The organism is Terrabacter terrigena, from assembly GCF_042676085.1.
GTDB classification, from domain to species: Bacteria; Actinomycetota; Actinomycetes; order Actinomycetales; family Dermatophilaceae; genus Terrabacter; species Terrabacter terrigena.
Window position 1 is genome coordinate 226,114 of record NZ_JBHTKH010000001.1, and the last position, 20,998, is coordinate 247,111.

The following is a 20,998-nucleotide window of genomic DNA, read 5'->3' on the forward strand; positions in this document are numbered from 1 at the left end:
GTGACCGAAGCGTCTAGCGCCACTGGTGCCATGGCGGCAGGCCGCACCGTCACGCTGGGCATCGTGTCACCCGGGGCCATGGGCAGCGCCCTCGGTCGGACGTGGGCCGCCGAGGGTCACCGGGTCGTGGCGACCGTCGCCGGTCGCAGCGAGCGCACCCGTGGGCTGGCGACCGGTCTCGAGCTGCTCCCCGACCTCGACGCCGTCGTGGCCACGAGTGACGTCGTGGTGAGCATCTGCCCGCCCTCGGCCGCCGAAGACGTGCTCACGGACGTCCTCGCAGCGGCCGCCCGCACCGACGCGTCCCCCGTGCTCCTCGATGCCAACGCCCTGGCCCCCGACGTCGTCGCGACCTTGGCCGCGCGGGCGTCCACGGCCGGGCTCGCCCTCGTCGACGGGTCGGTCAGTGGCGGTCCCCCGTCACCCGACGGTGACACGGTGCTCTACCTGTCCGGACCACGTGCCGACGAGATCGCGTCGCTGGCGGCTCGGCACCTCCGTCGCCGCGTGGTCGGGCCGCGGGTGGGCCAGGCATCGGCGGTGAAGATGTGCACCGCCTCCGTCTACAAGGGCACCACGGCGATCTGGGCGCAGGCGCTCGAGTCGGCCGAGGCCCTCGGCGTGCTCGACGTCGTGCTCCACGACCTCGGTGAGGAGTTCCCGCAGCAGGTCGCCGGGGCCGGGCGTCGCATCGCGGTGGCCACGGCCAAGAGCGACCGGTTCATCGCCGAGATGGAGCACATCGCCCGCACCCAGGCCGGCGCCGGCACGTCGCCCGAGCTGTTCGAGGGCATGGCCGCCGTCTACCGACGGCTGGCCGCGACGCCTCTCGCCGCCTCCAGCCCAGAGGAGGCGGCCGCACTCACAGACCTGCGCGAGGTCCTGTCCCGCCTCGTATGACCCGGGCAGCCGCCGCGCCGGGCTGGTCGTCCGCGAGATCGCGCAGCACGGGTCGCTGGGAGTGCACCGGCCGCGCGATCACGCGCCGGATCTCGGGCCGGACCTCGCGCGGGGTTCCGGGTTCAGGTGGTGACGACGACCGGGTCGCCGACACGGATCGTGGCGCGGCTCGCGAGCGGCAGGACCGGTGTGAGCCTGATGCCGAACCACGTCGCACCGTCCCATCGCCGATGACGGGCCAGGGTGCGGATCGGCTCCTTGGCGCTGCGCAGGTCGGCGCGGTCGATCGTCGTCATGACGCAGCGGTCGCAGATCATCGTGGCCCTGAACGGCACGTCACCGATGCGCACCGAGCGCCAGGCGTCCTCGGCGAACGGCTCGCCGCCCCCGACGACGACGTTGGGTCGCCACCGGTCGTGCCCGAGCGGGGCAGCGGGCTGCTCGCCGTGCTCCGTCGAGGTCTCGAGCAGCCAGTCGTTGAGGCGGGCCAGGGACGACTCCGACGTGACGTGGAGCGGAGCAGCGTCCGACAGCGAGTTGCGGTCGCCGTCGCGGCCGCCCATCTCGGGCCTGACGGGACGGTGGGTCTCGTCGTCCTGCCACACCAGGTGCAACGGGCGCCCGATCCGGGCGGACAGCCAGGCGTCGGCCTCGACACCGGCCGGCCGGGCACGGTCCTGACCGCTGAACGAGACCGCGACGGGCTCGGCGTGGCGCGGCGCAGCGACGTGCAGCTCCGCGCCGTCCGGACCGGTCAGGCGCACGCCCCCGTCGTCGGCCGGCTCGGCGCACAGACCGAGCAGGGCGTGCTCCTCTCGCGCCGTCACCTTGTCACCGGCGGGATCGACCACCGCCCAACGCCGGTCGCCCCGCAGCCCGACCTCCTCGACCTGCGCCTCGTCGACGTCGACGCCCGCCAGCGACTTGACTGGATAGGTCGTCAGCGCCGTGACGAGCACGCGGTCACTCGGCGAGCCAGGCGGCATACGCGTCGAAGGTGTAGGGCCGACCGAGGAAGTCCTCGACGAGGTCGGCGGCGTCACGCCGACCGCCCTGGGCGAGCACCTTGTCGCGGTACGCGCCGGCCACCTCGGGGTCGAAGAGGTCGCCGCGGTCGAAGGCCGAGAACATGTCCTTGGCGATGACGAGCGACCACATGTACGTGTAGTAGGCCGAGCTGTAGCCGTCGAGGTGCCCGAAGTGGCACTGCATGTGCGTGCCGGGCAGGTACGGGAAGACGGAGTAGCGGGCCATGAGCTCGCGCAGCCGTGCCGTCAGGTCGTCGGTCTGGTTGACGTGGAAGTCGTAGGACAGCGCAGCGTAGAACATCTGGGTCCGCGCGTCGTAGCCCTTGCCGAAGTCGTCGGCCTGCCGCATCGCCTCGACGAGGTCGGCAGGGATCGTCTCGCCCTCGGCGTTGCGCGCGAAGGTCGCGAGCACGTCGGCGTCCCAAGCCCACTCCTCGAGCATCTGGCTCGGCGCCTCGACGAAGTCCCACTCCGTGGCGACGCCCGAGAAGCGCACCCAGTCGGTGCGCCCCGCCAGCACGTGGTGGACGAGGTGCCCGAACTCGTGGAACAGGGTGACGACCTCGTCGTGCTCCATCAGACCGCGGTTGAAGTTGCAGACCAGCACGCCCTCTGCGAGCTGCGTGCCGTTGACGCCGCGGGCGAGGTCGAACTGCGCCGCGTGCTTGTACTTGCCGTCGCGCGGGTGCAGGTCGAGGTGGATGCGGCCGATGCGCTCGCCCTGGAAGGAGACGTCGTAGGTCGCCACCTCGTCGTGCCAGGTGCGGGCGTCCGCGCGGGGCACCGGCGTCCAGTCCAGGCCGAAGAGGCGGCCCGTGACGTCGAGCAGGCCCTGGCGCACGGCCTCGAACGAGAAGTAGGTGCGCACGCGCTGCGCGTCGACGGCCAGCTGCTCCTTGCGCACGAGCTCCGCGTAGTAGGTGGTGTCGGCGCCGTCGATGTCGGTCGCGTCGGGCCGGTCCTGGCGCAGGCGCTCGAGGAGCACGGCCTTGTCGCGCTCGGCGCTCGCCGTCGACAGCTCGGTGATGCGGTCGATGAACTCGCCGATCGCCTTGCCGTTGCCGATCATCTTGACCTCGGCGTCGTAGTCGGCCCACGACTCGTAGCCGAGCAGCGAGGCGTGCTCGCGTCGCACCGCGAAGATGTCCTGGAGCACCCGGTCGTTGTCGGGCCACGCGATCGTCAGGAACTCGGTGACCAGCTCGCGGCGGGCCTCCGCGTCGTGCGCGAAGGTGCGGAAGGGCACGACGTCCGGGTAGTCGGTCGTCACCGTGACGAGGCCGTCGTCGCCGACGGGGTGGGCCTCGACCCAGTCGGCCGGCATCCCCGCCAGCCGGTCCGGCGTCACCCGGATGCTGCGGACGTTCTCGCGGATGTTCTTGCTGAACTCCTGGCTCAGCAGGATGGCCCGCTCGCTCAGCTCGCGCAGGCGGTCACGGGTGGCCTCGTCGCGGTCGACGCCGGACCTCCGGAAGTCGCGCAGGGTGCGCTCGAGCACGCGGGCCGCGTCGGCGTCGAGGCCGCTGGCGTCGAGACCGGCGAAGACGGCGTACAGCTCGGTGTCGAGACCCAGGTCGGTGTCGAGCTTCTGCACCTGCTGCGCCACACCCTCCGCCCGGTCGCGCACCTGCTTGTCGGGGTGCACCTCGGAGAAGAGCGAACCGACGGAAGCCGCGTTCGACAGGGCGATCTGGGCGTCGTTCCAGACGCGGAGCACCTCGAGGGGCTCCTTCGGCGGGTCGGTGCGCAGGCCGTCGACGAGCGATCGGGCCAGCGCGAGCTGCTGCTCGCCGCGGGCGCCGACCCAGTCGAGCCAGTCGGCCTCGAGTGGCAGGGGAAGGTGCGTGGGCTCGGTCGTCACAGACGGAACTGTATGCCGCCGGGCCCGGCTCGCGCCCGAAGTAGGCATGCGGCCCCGTCTGCCCCACGGCCGCTGCCGGCTCAGTCCCAGAGCTGCATGGACCTGCTGATGATGCCGTCGAGGGCCGCGCCGTCGACCTCGCGCGGTGCCGTGGCGAGCAGGCGCTGCTGGCGCAGCGAGCCCTCGACGAGGTCGGCGACGTCGCCCGGACCGTAGCCGACGGCCGAGAGGCCGTTGGGCATGCCGATGTCGCGCATCAGGTCGACGAGCACCCGGGGCAGCACGTCGCGTGGCTCGCCGCCACGGCCGGACCCGCCGTGGGAGCCCACCGGGTCGAGCAGCCGCGCGGCCGCCAGATGGCGTTCGGGGTCGGCCGCGAAGGTCCAGCGGAACGCCTCGGGCGCAGTGAGCGCGACCGCCATGCCGTGGGGCACCATCGGGTGGTCGTCCGGGTAGCCGTCCGGACGGAAGTCGCGTACGCGGCCCGCGACGGGGTACGCGTTGGCGTGCGGCACGTGGACGCCCGCGTTGCCGAAGCCGAGCCCGGCGAAGGTCGCGGCCAGAGCCATCTCGCCCCGGGCGGCCTCGTCGGCCCCATCGCGCACGGCCCGGCGGAACGCCTTGGCCAGCAAGGACATCGATCGTTCTGCCCACAGGTCGGAGATGGGGTTGCTGCCGCAGTAGGGCACCCGCTCGTCCGGCTGTTTGCGGTCGTAGCTGGTGTAGGGCCGAGCCGTCCAGCTCTCGAGGGCATGGCACAGGATGTCCATCCCCGCGCTCGCAGTGACGCCTGCCGGCTGGCTGGCGGTGAGTCTCGGGTCGACGACCGCGAGCGTCGGGCGCAGCCGGACGTGGCTGATCCCGGTCTTGACCTTGAGGTCGAGCACGTCGAGGACACAGATCGTGGTGCTCTCGGCGCCGGTGCCGGTCGTCGTCGGCACCGCGACGAGTGGTGCCAGGGGCCGGCTGGGCGCCCGGCCCCCACCGACGGGGACGTTGACGTAGTCCATGAGGTCGCCGTCGTTGGTGAGCAGCAGGTCGACGGCCTTCGCGGTGTCGATGGCGGAGCCCCCGCCGACGGCGACGAACCCGTCGAAGGGGCCGTCGGCGCGTGCCCTCTCGATCGCGGCGGTCAGGCTGGCGTCGGTCGGTTCGACGTGCGCGGAGTCGTGCACGACCGCCTCGAGGCCGCTCTCGCGGATCACGCCGGCCACCCGGTCGGGCCAACCCGTCGCCAGCACCCCCGCATCGGTGACGACGAGCACGCGGGTCGCGCCGAGCGCCCCGAGGTCATGGCCGATCTCGTCGGCGGCGCCCGGGCCGAACTTCAGCTGCGGGGCGCCGTAGGTGAAGACGGTCTCGGGGTGCGCTGGCGACCAGGACATGGGACCAACCCTAGGGTGGGCACGTGGCAGTCGAGGAGACCGAGCAGGGCGAACCGGGCGGGTCGGGGGCGCGCGGAGGCCGGCCCGGAGAGAGGCTCGGAGACAGGCCCGGAGACAGGCCCGCAGACCGGCCCGGAAACCCGCCCGCAGGCGCGCCCGCAGGGCGGCTCGCGGCGCCGACGCTCGTGGTCGGCGCCGGCCAGGCCGGCATCTCGCTCGTCACCGCCCTGCGCGAGCTGGGCGACGCCTCCCCCGTGTTACTCGTCGGCGACGAGCCGGAGACGCCCTACGAGCGGCCGCCGTTGTCGAAGAGCTACCTGCGTGGCGAGCACGACCGCGCCTCCCTCCACTTCCGCGACCCTGCGTGGTTCGCACAGCACGGCGTCGAGCTCGTGACGGGCGACGCGGTCGTCACCATCGGACGCACGTCCTCCGGAGGCCACGCCGTGACGGCCTCCGGCCGGCGTCTCGACTTCACCCGGTTGGCCCTGACGACGGGGGCCACCAACCGTGCCCTGCCGGTCGAGGGCGGGCGTCTCGACGGGGTGCACTCGGTGCGCACGCTCGCCGACGCCGACCGCCTCGCGCCGGAGCTGCGCGACGCCGCGCGGCTCGTCGTCGTGGGAGGCGGCTTCATCGGCCTCGAGGTCGCCGCGGGCGCTCGCGCCCGCGGCGCCTCCGTCACGGTCGTCGAGGCCACCGGGCGGCTGCTCGGACGCGCCGCCACACCGACCCTCTCGGACTTCGTCCGCGAGGCGCACGAGCGCCGCGGCACACGAATCCTCCTGGACGCCCACGTGACCCGCCTGACCGGCCGGCACGGCCGCGTGACAGGTGTCGAGCTGGCCGACGGCTCGACCCTGCTCGCCGACGTCGTCGTGGTCGGCATCGGAGCCGTGCCGCGCACCGACCTAGCCGCCCAGCTCGGTCTCGCCGTGGGCCCGCTCGGCATTGTCGTGGACGAGCACGGTCGGACCTCGGACGGGCTCACCGTCGCCGCCGGCGACTGCGCTGTGGGCCCGAACCCCTTCAGCAGAGGCAAGGTCGGCCCGACGCGGCTCGAGAGCGTGCCGCACGCCACGGACCAGGCGCGCGCGGCCGCGGCGACGCTGGTGGGCAACCCGACGGCATACGCCACGGTGCCGTGGTTCTGGAGCGACCAGGCAGACCTGCGGCTGCAGATGGCTGGGCTGCCCCACGGGGCCGACCAGGTCGTGGTGCGCGGAGACGTTGCGGCAGAACGGTTCTCGGTGCTCAGCTATCGCAACGGCCTGCTGCTGGCAGTCGAGTCGGTGGGGAGCAGCGCCGACTACCTCTCCGTCAAGAGGGCGCTCGAGAAGGGTATGACGATCGAGGCCGATGCCGCGGCTGACTCCACGGTCCCGCTCAAGCGGCTCATCTCGAGGCCGGTCGACCTCCGACCGTCCTGACGCGCCCGGCGTGTTCCCCTGCGCTAGCGTGAGTCGTCGCCCAACGAAGGGACTGATCGCATGCAAGCACTGGCGGATCTGCCCACCGCAGACACCCTCATCAGCGCCAACGCCGTCGACTACCTGATCATCGCGCTCTACTTCGTCTTCGTCCTGGGCATCGGGGTGATGGCCAGGCGGGCGGTGTCCGACTCGATCGACTTCTTCCTCTCGGGCCGCTCGCTGCCGGCCTGGGTCACCGGCCTGGCCTTCATCTCGGCGAACCTCGGTGCCGTCGAGATCATGGGCATGTCGGCCAACGGTGCCGAGCTCGGCATCTCGACCGTGCACTACTTCTGGGTCGGCGCCATCCCCGCCATGCTCTTCCTCGGCGTGGTGATGATGCCGTTCTACTACGGCTCGAAGGTGCGCTCGGTCCCCGAGTTCATGTTCCGGCGCTTCGGCACCGGGGCCCACCTCGTCAACGCGCTCAGCTTCGCGCTCGCGCAGCTGCTCATCGCGGGCGTCAACCTCTACCTGCTCGGCTCGATCGTGCACGCCCTGCTCGGCTGGCCGCTCTGGGTGGCACTGCTCGTCGCGGCCGCGATCGTGCTCTCGTACATCACCCTCGGCGGGCTCTCCGCGGCGATCTACAACGAGGTGCTCCAGTTCTTCGTCATCGTCGCGGCGCTGCTCCCCCTCACCCTGATCGGGCTGCACCGGGTCGGCGGCTACCAGGGTCTCAAGGACAAGATCACCGAGTTCGCCTCCTCCCCCGCCGCGACCGCGGCGAAGGTGCCGTCGGCCGACCAGCAGCTGCACTCGTGGCCCGGCGAGGCCCTCTCGGGCTTCAGCTCGCCCTTCTGGTCGATCGTCGGAATCGTCTTCGGCCTCGGCTTCGTGCTCTCGTTCGGCTACTGGACGACGAACTTCGTCGAGGTCCAGCGCGCCATGGCCTCGAACTCGATCTCGGCGGCACGCAAGACCCCGATCATCGGGTCGTTCCCGAAGATGTTCGTGCCCTTCATCGTCATCCTGCCCGGCATGATCGCCGCCGTCCTGGTCAAGGAGATCGGCCAGCTGAAGGCGGGTGGCACGCCACCGGGCGGCGCCTCGGGCGAGGGCGTGAAGTACAACGACTCGCTGCTGCTGCTGATGCGCGACGTGCTGCCCAACGGCCTGCTGGGCGTCGCGATCGCCGGCCTGCTCGCGGCGTTCATGGCCGGCATGGCCGCGAACATCTCGGCGTTCAACACGGTCTTCAGCTACGACCTGTGGCAGCGCTACATCCGCAAGGACCACAGCGACGACTACTACCTGCGCATCGGCCGCCTGGCCACGGTGGGAGCCACGGTCATCGCCATCTTCACGGCCATCGTCGCGAGCTCGTTCAGCAACGTCATGGACTACCTCCAGACGCTCTTCGGCTTCTTCAACGCGCCGCTCTTCGCGACGTTCATCCTCGGCATGTTCTGGAAGCGCATGACACCGACCGCCGGCTGGGTCGGCCTGTCGGCAGGCACCCTGTCCGCGGTCGTGGTCGCCTTCCTCAGCAAGGACGCCTTCGGCAGCGTCAGCCGCGGCGTCATCCCCCTCGAAGGTCAGGGAGCGGCCTTCGTCGCGGCCTCCGCCGCGTTCGTCGTCGACATCGTGCTCAGCGTCGTCGTGTCACTCGTGACCCAGCCCAAGCCGGTCTCCGAGCTGCGGGGACTCGTCTACTCAGAGACGCCCAGGAAGGACCTGGTCGACCCGATGGAGCACCGTCTGCCGTGGTACCGACGCACGCTCCCCCTGGCCGGCATCTCGCTGGTCCTCGTCACGATCCTCAACTTCTTGTTCTGACAGGAGCAGCGACATGAGCCAGCACGAGATCGACGCCCCTGCCCCCACCGCCGGCCGGAGCACGAGACACACCGCCGGAGCCTTCGACATCCGGAACTTCATCGGCGCCCTGCTCGGCCTCTACGGCGTGATCCTCACGCTCACGGGCCTCTTCGGCGACACGGCGCCCGAGAAGACCGGCAACGTCAACGCCAACCTGTATGCCGGCATCGCCCTGCTCGTCGTCAGCGCCGTGTTCATCGTGTGGGCGCGTCTCAAGCCCATCGTCGTCCCCGACGACGTCGAGCCCGTGCAGGACGACCCGACCCGCCCCGCCCCGAAGCGCCGCAGGGGTCACTGAACGCCGCGCGAGGGGCGCCACCGCGCGGCTCGACCCGGACCCGTCCTCCGCTCGTGCGGTCAGGACGGGCTCCGGCGTCTGGGGCGTGGCTGGCAGACCGGGCACGAGAAGGACGAGCGGTTCATGAACTGCTCGCGACGCATGGTCGTGCCACACCGGTCGCAGGGCGTGCCGGCCCGGCCGTACGCGTGCAGCGACCGGTCGAAGTAGCCGCTCGCGCCGTTGACGTTGACGTAGAGCGAGTCGAAGCTCGTGCCGCCCTGCCCGAGCGCCTCTGCCATGACCTCGCGCGCGTGGTCGAGCACGCGCGAGAGTGTCGGCTTCGTCAGCGCCGAGCAGAGGCGCTCGCCGTGCACCTTCGCCCGCCACAGCGCCTCGTCGGCGTAGATGTTGCCGATGCCCGAGACGAGGGACTGGTCGAGCAGGGCGCGCTTGACGGCGCTGTCGCGCTGCTTCATCCGGCGCACCACACCAGCCTGGTCGTAGGCCGCCTCGAAGGGGTCGGGCGCGATGTGCGCCACCGACTCCGGGATGCCGTCCGGCAGGAGCGGCGACAGGGCCAGGCCACCGAACGTGCGCTGGTCGACGAACCGCAGCTGGGGCCCGTCGTCGGCGAAGTCGAACCGGGCATGACAGTGCTTCTCGAGCGGCGCGTCAGCGGGCTCCACGAGCATCTGGCCGCTCATGCCGAGGTGCACGATGAGTGCGTCCTCGCCGTCGAGCGCGAGCCAGAGGTACTTGCCCCGTCGCGAGGCGGCTGTGACCGTCACATCGTGCAGGCGGGCAGCGAGGTCGTCGGGGCCGGCGTCGTGGCGCCGGGCCACCCGCACACCGGTGATGCGGGCACGGGTGACGTGGCGCCCGACGACGTGGTCCTCGAGACCGCGCCGCACGACCTCGACCTCGGGGAGCTCGGGCACGGTCGGTTCAGGAGGCGGTCGGACCCGTGGCCTGCGCGGCGGGCTGGGCGGAGGCCTGCGTCGTGCCGGCGTCGGACGCCGTGCGGCGACCGTCGAGCGCCTGCCAGGCCTGCTTGGCGGCCTTCTGCTCGGCCTCCTTCTTGGAGCGGCCACGGCCCTCACCCAGGACCTCCTCGCCGACGACGACGCGGGCGTGGAACTCCTTCTCGTGGTCGGGCCCCTGCTCGCCGACGCGGTACTCGGGTGACCCGAGCGCGGCTCCGGCAGCCATCTCCTGCAGGCTCGTCTTCCAGTCGAGGCCGGCACCGAGCGTGGCGGCCTCCTCGATGAGCGGGTCGAAGTGGTGGTGCACGAACCGCGCGGCGTCGTCGATGTCGGTCGAGAGGAACACCGTGCCGATGAGGGCTTCGAGCGTGTCGGCCAGGATCGAGGCCTTGTCACGCCCGCCGGTCGCCTCCTCGCCCTTGCCGAGCATGACGTACTCGCCGAGGTGGAAGCTGCGCGCGACGTCGGCCAGGGCCCGCATGTTGACGACCGCCGCCCGCAGCTTGGCCAGCTGGCCCTCGGCGAGGTCGGGGTGCTCCCGGTAGAGGGTCTCGGTGACGACGACACCCAGGACCGAGTCGCCGAGGAACTCGAGGCGCTCGTTGTTGGGCAGGCCACCGTTCTCGTAGGCGTACGAGCGGTGCGTCAGGGCACGCAGGAGCAGCGGCTCGTCGATGTCCTGGCCGACCACCTCGTGGAGGTGGGCGATCAGAGCATCGACGGGCCGCTGCGGCGCCATCGGAACATCCCCAGACCCAAGGCCGTTCACGGGGCTGCTCACGGGGTGCTCAGGCCTGGTGCTCGGTGCGCTCGGCGACGGCGTAGTGACGGCCCTTGTAGGTGCCGCACGAGGGGCACGCGATGTGCGGCTGGGCAGCCGCACCGCACTGGGGGCACGTGGTCAGCGTGGTCGGCGTTGCCTTCCAGTTCGCACGACGCGAACGGGTGTTGGAGCGCGACATCTTCCGCTTCGGGACAGCCACGTCAGTTCCTCTTCTCTTGCGGGTCGTCCGCCAGCATTCCGCTGAGGGACGACCACCTCGGGTCGATCACTTCATGATGATGGTCCGGGTCCTCCGCGAGGTGCATCCCACACTCGGAACACAACCCCGGGCAGTCAGGCCGGCACACCGGTTGGAACGGCAGCGTCGGCACGACAGCGTCCCGGAGCACGGGCTCGAGGTCGATGAGGTCACCGACCAGCTCGTGGACCTCGTCCTCGTCCGAGTCGGCTCCCACCTCGTGGTGGTGCGCCGCCCGGTCGGCGTAGGCGAACAGCTCCTGGAAGGTCCCGTCGACGTCGAGCTCGACAGGATCCAGGCACCGCACGCAGGCGCCGGTCGCCTTGCCGTCGACCGAACCCGTGACGAGGACACCTTCGACGACGGACTCGAGCCGCACCTCGACTTGGACCGGCTCGCCGGCCTTGATCGAGATGACGTCGGTTCCGAGGTCGTCGGGCAACGTCACCGTGCGCGAGAGCTCCAGCATCGTGCCCGGTCGCCTGTTGAGCTCCCTGGTGTCGAGCACCAGGGGAGAACGGGGATCAGGACGGTTCATGGCTCCTGCGCACAGTAGTAGGTTCGGCCCGCGCCAAGACGGACGTGGACCGACCTCCAAGGCTACTAGAGGGGCGCCGTGCGCCCAAATCAGCCCAGACGCTCGCGCAGTGCGGCGAGGACCGGGTCGGGAACCATCCCGCTCACGTCGCCGCCGTAGCGCACGACCTCCTTGATGAGCGAGCTCGAGACGTGCTGGAGCGTCGGGTCGGCGGCGATGAACAGCGTCTCGACGCCGGTGAGGTGGTGGTTCATGTGGGCCATGGGCAGCTCGTAGGCGAAGTCGGTGCCGCCCCGGAGCCCCTTGACCATGCTGGCGGCTCCGACCTCGCGGCAGACGTCGACGACCAGGGTGCCCGCCCAGGCCCCCACCCGCACGTTGGGCAGGTGGCCGAGCGACTCCTCGATGAGCCGCGAGCGTTCCTCGACGGTGAACGTGCCCTGCTTGCCGGGGTTGTGCAGGATCGCGACGACCACCTCGTCGAAGAGCCGGCTCGCCCGCGTCACCACGTCGACGTGGCCGTTCGTGATGGGGTCGTACGACCCGGGACAGACACAGCGGCGCGCTTCGCTCGTCACGCGCCCAACCTACCGTCGGCGTACGCCATCGGTGGCCTCACGCCACGACGTCGCTCGGTGGGGGCTCGGCGAACCACACGGCCGTCTCGCCGTAGCGCTTCTCCCCCGACAGCTCGAGGCCGTCGGGCCAGCTCGGCTGCGGCGACCGCGAGGACCGCTCGACGACGACGAAGGCGTCCGGTGCCAGCCAGTGCCGTTCCACGAGCGCCTGGAGCACTGCTGCGAGCGCCTCCTCGGTGACATCGTAGGGCGGGTCCAGCAGGACGAGGTCCATGCGGACGTCTCCGGGCGGGCCCGCCGCGAGGGCCCGCTCGACCGTCTCGGGGAGCAGGCGCACCGCGTCGTGGCCGACGACGCCGATGTTGGCACGGATCACCTTGGCGGCCGCCTTGTGCGACTCGACGAGCAGCACGAGGCGCGCCCCGCGGCTCGCGGCCTCCAGCCCGAGGGCGCCGGACCCCGCGTAGAGGTCGAGGACGTTGGTGTCGTCGAGAAGTCCGCGGTGCTCGAGCCTGCTGAAGAGCGCCTCGCGGACCCGGTCGGAGGTGGGCCGGGTCGCGGAGCCCGGGGGGGTCTGCAGCCGGCGGCCTCCGGCGGCGCCGCCGATGATGCGAGTCACGTCAGCCCCGCTCGAGCCATGCGGCCTGCTCGTCGTCGAGGCGCATGGCGACGGCTGCCGCGAGTGCCGGGTGGGCCCGCAGGTCCGGGTCGTCGGCGACGAGCGCGAAGGCGTCCTCGCGCGCGTCGGCGATGATCTGCTCGTCCTCGACGCGGCCGAGCCGGAGGTGGCGCACCGAGCTGGCGCGCCCGCTCTGCCGGGCGCCGAGCACGTCGCCCTCGCGGCGCAGCAGCAGGTCGGCGCGGGCCAGCTCGAAGCCATCGGTGGTCGCGGCCACCTGGGTGAGGCGCTCGACGGCCGGCTCCCCCGGGTCGCGGGTCATGAGCAGGCAGAGGCCCGGCACCGCACCTCGGCCGACGCGGCCGCGCAGCTGGTGCAGCTGGGAGATGCCGAAGCGGTCGGCATCGACGACGACCATGACGGAGGCGTTGGGCACGTCGACACCGACCTCGATGACGGTCGTCGCGACGAGCACGTCGATGTCGCCGGCCGCGAAGGCGCGCATCGTGGCGTCCTTCGCGTCGGGGTCGAGCCTCCCGTGGAGCACGCCGAGCCGTACGCCCTCGAGCGCGGCCGTGGCCTGCAGGGTGCTGAGCATCGCGTAGACACCGGTGAGCTCGCGCTCGGGGGCGCCGCCCTCGCCGGCGTCGTCGGCGTCCCAGTCGTCCCAGCCGGCGTCCTCGTCGGAGGTGTCGGCCGCTCCCGTCGTCGGCGCGGTCTCGTCGTCGACGTCGCCGATGCGCGGGCAGACCACGTACGCCTGGTGTCCCTTGGCGACCTCCTCGGCCACCCGCTGCCACGTGCGGTCGACCCAGCCCGGCTTGTCGGCGTCGACGACGTGGGTCGTGATGGGCGCCCGGCCCTTCGGCAGCTCGCGCAGGGTGGAGGTCTCCATGTCGCCGAAGACCGTCATCGCGACGGTGCGCGGGATCGGCGTCGCCGTCATGACGAGAACGTGCGGAGGCCGGAGGCCCTTCTCGCGCAGGGCGTCTCGCTGCTCGACCCCGAACCGGTGCTGCTCGTCGACGACGACGAGCGCGAGGTCGGCGAACTGGACGTGCTTCTGGATGAGGGCGTGGGTGCCGACGACGATGCCGGCCTCGCCCGAGGCCGCGGCAAGCAGCGCCTTGCGACGCGTGGCGGCGCCCTGGCTGCCGGTGAGCAGGGCGACCGTGGTGCCGTGCTCGGCTCCCCCCAGCATGCCGCCGAGAGCGAGCTCGCCGAGCATCGTCGTGATCGACCGGTGGTGCTGCGCGGCGAGCACCTCGGTCGGGGCCAGCAGAGCCGCCTGGCCGCCGGCGTCGATGGCAGCGAGCATCGCGCGCAGGGCCACGATCGTCTTGCCCGAGCCCACCTCGCCCTGCAGGAGGCGGTGCATGGGCCGCTCCGACGCCAGCTCGGAGGCGAGCACCTCGCCGATCTCCTGCTGACCGGCGGTGAGCTCGAACGGCAACCGGGCGTCGAAGGCGGCGAGCAGTCCGCCGGGCCGCGGCAGCCGTGGGGTGGCCAGGTCGGCCTCGGCCACCTTGCGCCGCTGGGCCAGGATCGTCTGCAGCACGAAGGCCTCGTCGTACTTGAGGCGGTCGAGGCCCAGCGACGGCTTGTCGTCGAGCGAGGGCCGGTGGACGAGCTCGAGCGCGACGGCTCGGTCGAGCAGACCACGCGCTGCGCGTACGCCCTCGGGAACGGGCTCGCGCACGCGGTCGACGGAGTCGAGCGCCTGGTGCACGAGGCGGCGCAGCTTGAGGGAGTTGAGCTTGCCGGTGGTCGAGTAGACGGGTACGCGGTGGGTCCGGTACCACTCGACGGTGGCCTCGCCCTCCTCGTCGTCGTCGAAGAGCTCGTACTCCGGGTGGGTGAGCTGCAGCCGCCGCCCGTAGGAGCCGATCTGGCCCACGAAGAGCCCCCGCACCCCCGGGAGGAGCTTCTTCTCGTGGCCGTACGCGCTGAAGAACGTCACGTCGAGCTCGTTGCCGTGGTCGTCGCCGATGACGACGGTGAGCATCTTGCCGCGGCGGTTGCGCATGGGCCGGGTCGTGGCCTTGCGCACCTCGGCCACGACGAGGACGTCCTCGCCGACGTGCAGCGACGAGAGGTCGGTGAGCTGTCCGGGCCGCACGTAGCGGCGTGGCACGAACTCGAAGAGGTCACCGACGCTCTGCAGGCCCTTCGTCTTCGCGAGCTGCGCGGCGTCGGGCTTGGTGAGCAGCTTGGTGAGGGGCGAGTCCTCGGTCAGCACGGGCACGGGGTCACTCCACCCCGAGCAGCACGGAGTAGACCGCCTGCCCGCCGTCGACGAGGGACACCTCGATGCCGTGGTGGGCCGACCGGGCCTCGTCGGTGACGGCGTCGAGCAGGCCGTCCGGCGCCTCGACGCCGGCGACCACGGTGACGAGCTCCCCGCCGCTCGCGAGCAGCCGGTGCACGACCTCGCGTGCCACGGCGAGCTCGTCTGAGCCGACGATGACGACGTCGCCGTCGACGACGCCGAGCACGTCGCCCGCCTCGCACGGACCACCGCTCGTCAGGGCGGCGCGGTTGGCGATCGTGACGGCACCGTGGCGGGTCGCGGACGCGGCGGCCTGCATCGCGAGCACGTTGGCGGCTGCGGCGGCCGTCGGCTCGAAGACCGCGAGCGCGGCGATGCCCTGCACGGCAGTGCGCACGTGCACGAGATGGGCCTCGATGCCGTCGTCGGCGACCGCGCGCACGGCGGCCGCCGCGGCCAGCAGCGTGTCGCCGTCGTTGGGAAGCACGACGACCCCGGAGGCTCCGCGCCCGTGCTGCTCGCGGATGGCGTCGATGAGGCCGCCTGTCGAGGCCCGGCGACCGGGCCCGGACCGGACCACGACGGCTCCGGCCTCCTCGAAGAGGCCTTCGAGCCCCTCACCGGCGGCGCAGGCGACGATGGCGGCACCGCTGCGATGGCTGCCGGCGGTCGTCGCGGTGCGGCCGTGGTGGCCGGCGGTGGCTCCGAGGCCGTGGTCGTCGGTCAGGGCCGTGATGCGCAGGCGGTGCGGACGCCCGGCCTCGATGCCGGCCTCGACGGCGGCGCCGGCGTCGTCGACGTGGGCGTGGACGTTCCACTCGCCGTCGCCACCCACGACGAGCACCGAGTCGCCAAGCTCGACGAGCCTGGACCGCAGGACGTCGACCGCGGCGTCGTCGGAGTCGCGCAGGAGGTACATGACCTCGAAGGCCGGAACGGCGTCGGCACCGCCCTGCTCGGGTGGCCGGGCAGCGCTCAGCGCCGCGCTCGGCGCATCGGGCCGCAGCCGCGAGCGCCGCTCGGCGCCCTCGCCGTCGGGATGGGCGCGCTGACCGGCACAGACCCGCTCGAGGCACTCGAGCAGCACGACGAGCCCCGCGCCACCCGCGTCGACCACGCCTGCCCTGGCCAGCACCTCGAGCTGCTCGGGCGTGTGCTCGAGGGCCTCACGGGCCGCCTCGAGGGCTGCGAGCGCGACGACGTGGACACCGGCGGCCTCGCGGTCGTCCGGCTGACCGTCGGGGGCCGACCCCGGCTCCGGAACGGACGGCACCGACGCCGGCACCGAGGCCGGTACTGACGCGCGCACCGACGAGGTGGCGGCCTCGGCCATGGCCCGGGCCACGGTCAGGATGGTGCCCTCCTTGGGATCGGTGACGGCCTGCCGGGCCCGCGCCTCGGCGTGCTGCAGGCCCTCGGCGAGCGTGGCGGCGTCGATCTCGGCCGACCCGGCGCAGCCCTCGGCCAGGCCGCGCGCGAGCTGGCTGAGGATGACACCCGAGTTGCCGCGGGCCGTCCACAGCAGGTTCTTCGCGAAGACGGCGAGGAGCTCGTCGGCCGACGAGAGCTCGGGGGTGGCGAGTGTGCGCTCCACGGCGCCGTCGAAGGTGAGGTAGAGGTTGGTGCCGGTGTCGCCGTCGGGCACGGGGAAGACGTTGAGGGCGTCGATCTCGGCGCGCCTGGCCGCGAAGAGCGAGCGGGTCAGAACGGCCCACCGACGGACGGCCACCAGGTCGAGCACGGTGAGCGGCCCGTCGGGCGGCGGCGCGTCGCCGGGCATCGGACCTCCTGCTCGTCGTGCTGGGAATCGGGCTCGCCGATGCTCGGCAGGCTAGCGCCTTGCCCGGACGGTCGCATGCACGGCTACGTTGGGCGCTGTGTCGAGCGCCTCCAACGCCCACCACCGCAAGTCGTGGGCCGCCGCCCCGGCGGGCTTCTACGAGGTCGAGGCGGCAGGGCTCCGCTGGCTTGCCGAGGCCGAGCCCCTCGGCGGGGCACGCGTGGTCGCGGTTCGCGGCGTGGGCACCGACCACATCGACCTCGCCCGCCTGCACCCGGCCCCGCCGACCGCCGAGCTCGCGGAGGCGCTCGGCCGAGGGCTCGCGGTGACGCACGGGATGGGTGCGCCCGCCTTCGGCTCCCCACCGGACGGTTGGACCGGTGACGCCTGGATCGGCCGGCAGACGCAGTCGAACGAGCCGACGGCGTCGTGGGGGCAGTTCTACGCGGAGCAACGCGTACGCCCGTTCGTGCGCCGCGCGGTGGATCGTGGACACCTCGACCCGGCGGGGGCACGCGTCGTCGAGCGGGTCTGCGACCGCCTGGTGTCCGGCCTTTTCGACGACGACCGCCCACCCGCCCGCATCCACGGTGACCTCTGGTCCGGCAACGTGATGTTCACCGCGGAGGCGGCCGTCCTCATCGACCCGGCCGCCCACGGCGGGCACGGCCTGACCGACCTGGCGATGCTGGCGCTCTTCGGCTGCCCCGGGCTCGACCGCATCGGCGCGGCCTACGAGGAGGCCGCGGGCCTCTCCCCCGGCTGGCGCGAGCTCATCGAGCTGCACCAGCTCCACCCCCTGGCGACGCACGCGTCGTCGCACGGTTCGGCGTATGCCGCCCAGCTCGTCGAGACGGCACGGGCCTACGCGTGACGGTGCAGCACTGCCGTTTTGTCGTCCGAGCGAGTCGTCGGCTACTCTTTACCGGTTCCCCCCGTGCACTTCGGGGTGACGCGCGCCCTCGCGTGCGTCGGCCTCGAGTCAGTGGTGGAGCTCAGCACTTCGTCAACATCGAATTTCAGGAGATACCCGTGGCTGCCAACTGCGACGTCTGCGGCAAGGGACCGAGCTTCGGTCACAACATCTCGCACTCGCACCGCCGCACCAAGCGCCGCTGGAACCCCAACATCCAGCGCGTTCGGACGCTGGTGGACGGTGTGACGCCGAAGCGACTCAACGTCTGCACCTCCTGCCTCAAGGCGGGCAAGGTCGTTCGCTGAACGTCCCTCACCAAACGCTGAAGGCCGGTCCCCTCGGGGGCCGGCCTTCGTCGTCCCCAGCACCGCTCGGGTCGGGGTGTGACCGACCGCTCAGGCGTCTCGGAAGTGGTCCCAGCCCGTGTGGCTGACCTGTCGGCCGTCGACGAGGATCGTCGGTCGCTCTGCCTCCCCCGGCGCCCGCACGGTCCCGATGGCGCGCCAGCCGTCGGGGAGCACGCCCGCCGGGAACGTGGCGATCAGCGAGTGCTCCTCGCCCCCGGCCAGGACGCAGTCGAGTGCAACCTCGGCGCCCACTGCCCCGGTGAGCGCGGCGACGTCCGGCGCCAGCGCCGCACCGGTGACGTCGATGACGACGCCGCTCGCACGCGCGATCCTGCCACCGTCGCGCAGGAGCCCGTCGCTCAGGTCGAGCATCGAGGTCGCGCCCGCTGCAGCGGCGGCGGGACCGGCCGCGAGCGGCGGCTGGGGATGCCGCTGGTGGGCGACCGCCTCGGGCATCCGGTCTGCTGCCTCGGCCCGGAGCAGGCGCAGGCCGGCATCGGCCAACCCGAGCGACCCGCAGACCGCGAGGACGTCACCGTCGCGGGCTCCCGACCGCAGCACCGGTTCGCCGTCGAGACGGCCGAGAGCCGTGACCGAGACCATGACGACACCCGGTGGGGCCGACGACAGGTCGCCCCCGAGCACGGCCACGCCGGCATCGGCACACGCCGCGGCGAGGCCCGCCACGTGGTCGAGCACCCACTCGAGGGACAGCTCGGGGTCGGCGACGAGCGTCACGAGGACGCCGGTCGGGTGACCGCCCATCGCCGCGACGTCGGCGAGGTTCTGGGCGATGACCTTGCGTCCGACGTCGGCCCCCGACGACCACGCGTCGAGCCAGTCGCGGCCCAGCACGACCGTGTCGGTGGTGGCGATCGTGCGCTCCGACGTGCGCAGCACGGCTGCGTCGTCACCCGGAGCGACGAGCAGCTCGTCGGTCGGCGCGAAGGCCGGCAGGATCCGCCGCAGCAGCTCGTCCTCGTCGAGGGATCGCAGCGGCGTGCCGCCCGTCATCATCGGCCCGCGTTCTGACCGCTGCCCGTTCGGCACGGATCACACAACCTTTCGGTGAACGGCCGTCTGAGGGCCCGGTTTCCATGGGACGCGAAGCCCCATGGCAAGGTAGCGTCAGGGCACGGTCGCAGTCACACTGAGGCCTGCCGTTCAGCTCGGCCGTGCGCGGCGTCGCGCCGACGCGGTCGTCCATCGATCGACACACACAGTGAGGTGACACGTGGTCCAGGCGTACATCCTGATTCAGACCGAGGTCGGCAAGGCCGCGAGCGTGGCGGAGCAGATCGCCGGCATCTCGGGCGTGACCCTCGCCGAGGACGTCACCGGCCCCTACGACGTGATCGCCCGCGTCGAGGCGTCCAACGTCGACGACCTCGGCCGGCTCGTCATCGCCAAGCTCCAGGACGTCCCGGGCATCACGCGCACGCTCACCTGCACGGTCGTGCACGTCTGAGGCGGGTCCTCTGACCAGACGTCTGCTCGCGACGACGGCGGCGCTCCTGGGCGCCGCCGTCGTGCTGTCCGCCTGCAACCGTGCGCCCGAGGTGGCCCTCGCCGCGCAGGCGTCCGCACCGGTGTGCGCCTCGGCGCAGTGGCCGGCAGACGTCAGTGGCCACCCCCGCGTGGCGACGCAGCCCGACGACGGCTCCGTCGCCGCCTGGGGCGATCCGGCGATCATCGCCCGGTGCGGGCTCGACCCGCTCGCCCCCACGACCGACGACTGCGTCACGGTCGACGGCGTCGACTGGGTCGTGCGCCCGCTGAGCGACGGGTCGGCGGCCACGACCTACGGCCGCGACCCCGCGATCGAGGTGCTCGCCCCCGCCAGCTACGGCGCGGTGCCGCTCCTGCTCCCCGCCTTCACCGCCGTCGCCAAGACCCTCCCCGAGACCGGACGCCACTGCAGCTGACGGCGTGTGCCGTCCCGCCCGTCGTGCGCGCCCCCGGGCTGCGGTGGCCGGAGCGCGCGCAGACGACGGCTGCGACCGCGCACGACGCCCTGAAGAGCGCCGGCGGGTCAGCGCAGGCCGGTGCGCCGCTCGAGGGCGAGCGAGAGCAGCTCGTCGATGAGGTCGGGGTAGTCGAGGCCCGAGGCGGCCCACATCCGCGGGTACATCGAGGTCGGGGTGAAGCCCGGCATGGTGTTGATCTCGTTGATGACGACCCGGCCGTCGTCGGTGTAGAAGCAGTCCACACGGGCGAGTCCCTCGCACCCGAGCGCCTCGAAGGCCTCCGCCGCGAGCCGCTGGACCTCCTTCGAGACCTGCTCGGGCACGTCGGCCGGGCAGCTGAGGTCGACGTCGGCCTCGGCGAGGTACTTGGCCTCGAAGTCGTAGAAGGCGTGGTTGTCGTGGACCTGGATCTCGCCGACCTCCGACGTGCGCGGCCCGGAGGTGCCGTGGCCCTCGAGGACGGCGCACTCGATCTCGCGGCCGGCGATGCCGGCCTCGACGATGACCTTGGGGTCGTGCTCGCGCGCCACCTCGATGGCCGCCTCGAGGTCGGCGGGGTCGTCGACGCGGGTGATGCCCATCGACGACCCGGCGCGGGCGGGCTTGACGAAGAGCGGGTAGGCCAGTCCGGCGCAGGCGTCCATCGCTGCCGCCTTGTCGGAGCGCCACGCGCGGTCGGTGACGACGGCATACGGCCCTACGGGAAGGCCGTGCCCCGCGAAGACCACCTTCATGTAGTGCTTGTCCATGCCCGCGGCCGAGGCGAAGACGCCGGAGCCGACGTAGCGGACGTCGGAGAGGTCGAGGAAGCCCTGGAGGGTGCCGTCCTCGCCGAACGGGCCGTGCAGCAGCGGGAAGACGACGTCGACCTGCCCGAGCTCGCGCGGCGGCTGGCCCGACTCGAGCACCGTGAGCGACGTCTCGCGCGTCGAGAGCGGCAGCACGACGTGGGCGGGGCTCGCCTCGACCTCGGGCGTGCGGCCCGCGGTCAGCTCGAAGCGTGTGGGGTCGTCGGCGGCGAGCACCCACTGCCCGTCACGTGCGATGCCGATCGGCACGACGTCGTACTTGCTGCGGTCGATGGCGCGCAGCACGCCGGCTGCGGTCGCGCAGGAGACGGCGTGCTCCGAGGAGCGACCCCCGAAGACGATGGCGACGCGGGGGCGGCTCTGCTGCTCGGGCTGGGGCTGGTCCGTGGTCATCAGACGAGACTCTATCCCGACGCCAGGGGG

At 72.4% G+C, this 20,998-nt stretch carries 21 protein-coding genes; 8 read left to right on the forward strand and 13 right to left on the reverse strand.

Annotated features, from left to right (window positions below; all coding sequences use genetic code 11):
- Positions 1-30: 30 nt before the first annotated feature.
- Positions 31-900, forward strand: a complete 870-nt coding sequence (locus ACFQ2V_RS01025) for an NAD(P)-dependent oxidoreductase (protein WP_386050053.1) — start codon at positions 31-33, stop codon at positions 898-900.
- A gap of 122 nt (positions 901-1,022) precedes the next feature.
- On the opposite strand, the gene ACFQ2V_RS01030 is transcribed toward ACFQ2V_RS01025, so the two are convergent.
- From ACFQ2V_RS01030 to ACFQ2V_RS01040, 3 genes are all read right to left on the reverse strand, one after another.
- Entirely contained in the window at positions 1,023-1,886 is an 864-nt protein-coding gene (locus tag ACFQ2V_RS01030) for an MOSC domain-containing protein (RefSeq protein WP_386050054.1), read from the reverse strand.
- Positions 1,864-3,789 carry a M3 family metallopeptidase gene (locus ACFQ2V_RS01035; protein WP_386050055.1) on the reverse strand — a complete coding sequence of 642 codons (1,926 nt, stop codon included), beginning with the start codon at positions 3,787-3,789 and terminating at the stop codon, positions 1,864-1,866. The genes ACFQ2V_RS01030 and ACFQ2V_RS01035 overlap by 23 nt, the downstream gene beginning before the upstream one ends.
- A gap of 80 nt (positions 3,790-3,869) precedes the next feature.
- Entirely contained in the window at positions 3,870-5,174 is a 1,305-nt protein-coding gene (locus ACFQ2V_RS01040) for a hydroxyacid-oxoacid transhydrogenase (RefSeq protein WP_386050056.1), read from the reverse strand.
- A 23-nt stretch (positions 5,175-5,197) separates the two neighbouring features.
- On the opposite strand from ACFQ2V_RS01040, the gene ACFQ2V_RS01045 reads away from it, so the two are divergent.
- Genes ACFQ2V_RS01045 through ACFQ2V_RS01055 form a run of 3 tightly spaced genes read left to right on the forward strand, consistent with a single transcriptional unit; the run spans position 5,198 to position 8,765 of the window.
- Positions 5,198-6,604, forward strand: coding sequence for an NAD(P)/FAD-dependent oxidoreductase (locus tag ACFQ2V_RS01045; protein ID WP_386050057.1), 1,407 nt, complete (start codon positions 5,198-5,200; stop codon positions 6,602-6,604).
- A 60-nt stretch (positions 6,605-6,664) separates the two neighbouring features.
- Positions 6,665-8,425 (forward strand): sodium:solute symporter family protein, encoded by a 1,761-nt coding sequence (locus ACFQ2V_RS01050; protein WP_386050058.1) that lies wholly within the window; start codon positions 6,665-6,667, stop codon positions 8,423-8,425.
- 13 nt (positions 8,426-8,438) lie between these two features.
- Positions 8,439-8,765, forward strand: coding sequence for a hypothetical protein (locus ACFQ2V_RS01055; protein WP_386050059.1), 327 nt, complete (start codon positions 8,439-8,441; stop codon positions 8,763-8,765).
- A 59-nt stretch (positions 8,766-8,824) separates the two neighbouring features.
- Here the strand turns inward: ACFQ2V_RS01055 and mutM are convergent, their stop codons facing one another.
- The 8 genes from mutM to ACFQ2V_RS01095 form a co-directional block, all read right to left on the reverse strand.
- A complete protein-coding gene (gene mutM / locus ACFQ2V_RS01060; RefSeq protein ID WP_386050060.1) occupies positions 8,825-9,685 on the reverse strand; it encodes a bifunctional DNA-formamidopyrimidine glycosylase/DNA-(apurinic or apyrimidinic site) lyase in 861 nt (286 codons plus the stop codon).
- 7 nt (positions 9,686-9,692) lie between these two features.
- A complete protein-coding gene (gene rnc / locus ACFQ2V_RS01065; RefSeq protein ID WP_386050061.1) occupies positions 9,693-10,469 on the reverse strand; it encodes a ribonuclease III in 777 nt (258 codons plus the stop codon).
- A 49-nt stretch (positions 10,470-10,518) separates the two neighbouring features.
- Entirely contained in the window at positions 10,519-10,713 is a 195-nt protein-coding gene (gene rpmF, locus ACFQ2V_RS01070) for a 50S ribosomal protein L32 (RefSeq protein WP_045191645.1), read from the reverse strand.
- Between the two features lies 1 nt (position 10,714).
- Positions 10,715-11,290, reverse strand: coding sequence for a YceD family protein (locus tag ACFQ2V_RS01075; protein ID WP_386050062.1), 576 nt, complete (start codon positions 11,288-11,290; stop codon positions 10,715-10,717).
- A gap of 89 nt (positions 11,291-11,379) precedes the next feature.
- Positions 11,380-11,868: a pantetheine-phosphate adenylyltransferase gene (gene coaD / locus ACFQ2V_RS01080; RefSeq protein WP_386050063.1), complete on the reverse strand. Its 489-nt coding sequence runs from the start codon at positions 11,866-11,868 to the stop codon at positions 11,380-11,382.
- A 37-nt stretch (positions 11,869-11,905) separates the two neighbouring features.
- Positions 11,906-12,487 (reverse strand): 16S rRNA (guanine(966)-N(2))-methyltransferase RsmD, encoded by a 582-nt coding sequence (rsmD, locus tag ACFQ2V_RS01085; protein ID WP_386050064.1) that lies wholly within the window; start codon positions 12,485-12,487, stop codon positions 11,906-11,908.
- A 1-nt stretch (position 12,488) separates the two neighbouring features.
- A complete protein-coding gene (locus ACFQ2V_RS01090; RefSeq protein ID WP_386050065.1) occupies positions 12,489-14,732 on the reverse strand; it encodes an ATP-dependent DNA helicase RecG in 2,244 nt (747 codons plus the stop codon).
- A 4-nt stretch (positions 14,733-14,736) separates the two neighbouring features.
- Positions 14,737-16,536 (reverse strand): DAK2 domain-containing protein, encoded by a 1,800-nt coding sequence (locus tag ACFQ2V_RS01095; RefSeq protein ID WP_386050066.1) that lies wholly within the window; start codon positions 16,534-16,536, stop codon positions 14,737-14,739.
- Positions 16,537-16,624: 88 nt separating this feature from the next.
- Between ACFQ2V_RS01095 and ACFQ2V_RS01100 the strand changes: the two genes are divergently transcribed.
- Both ACFQ2V_RS01100 and rpmB read left to right on the forward strand, forming a co-directional pair.
- Positions 16,625-17,410, forward strand: a complete 786-nt coding sequence (locus tag ACFQ2V_RS01100; RefSeq protein WP_386050067.1) for a fructosamine kinase family protein — start codon at positions 16,625-16,627, stop codon at positions 17,408-17,410.
- Positions 17,411-17,568: 158 nt separating this feature from the next.
- Positions 17,569-17,757 (forward strand): 50S ribosomal protein L28, encoded by a 189-nt coding sequence (gene rpmB, locus ACFQ2V_RS01105; RefSeq protein WP_020142801.1) that lies wholly within the window; start codon positions 17,569-17,571, stop codon positions 17,755-17,757.
- 90 nt (positions 17,758-17,847) lie between these two features.
- Here the strand turns inward: rpmB and thiL are convergent, their stop codons facing one another.
- Positions 17,848-18,816 carry a thiamine-phosphate kinase gene (thiL, locus tag ACFQ2V_RS01110; protein WP_386051021.1) on the reverse strand — a complete coding sequence of 323 codons (969 nt, stop codon included), beginning with the start codon at positions 18,814-18,816 and terminating at the stop codon, positions 17,848-17,850.
- A 217-nt stretch (positions 18,817-19,033) separates the two neighbouring features.
- On the opposite strand from thiL, the gene ACFQ2V_RS01115 reads away from it, so the two are divergent.
- Together ACFQ2V_RS01115 and ACFQ2V_RS01120 are read left to right on the forward strand one after the other, a co-directional pair.
- The gene (locus ACFQ2V_RS01115) at positions 19,034-19,267 is read left to right on the forward strand and encodes an Lrp/AsnC family transcriptional regulator (RefSeq protein WP_030146698.1); all 234 of its coding nucleotides are present in this window, start codon (positions 19,034-19,036) and stop codon (positions 19,265-19,267) included.
- Positions 19,268-19,328: 61 nt separating this feature from the next.
- Positions 19,329-19,724, forward strand: coding sequence for a DUF3515 family protein (locus ACFQ2V_RS01120; RefSeq protein ID WP_386050068.1), 396 nt, complete (start codon positions 19,329-19,331; stop codon positions 19,722-19,724).
- A 107-nt stretch (positions 19,725-19,831) separates the two neighbouring features.
- Here the strand turns inward: ACFQ2V_RS01120 and ACFQ2V_RS01125 are convergent, their stop codons facing one another.
- On the reverse strand, positions 19,832-20,968 hold the full coding sequence (locus ACFQ2V_RS01125; RefSeq protein ID WP_386050069.1) for a D-alanine--D-alanine ligase family protein: 1,137 nt from the start codon (positions 20,966-20,968) through the stop codon (positions 19,832-19,834).
- Positions 20,969-20,998 lie beyond the last annotated feature (30 nt).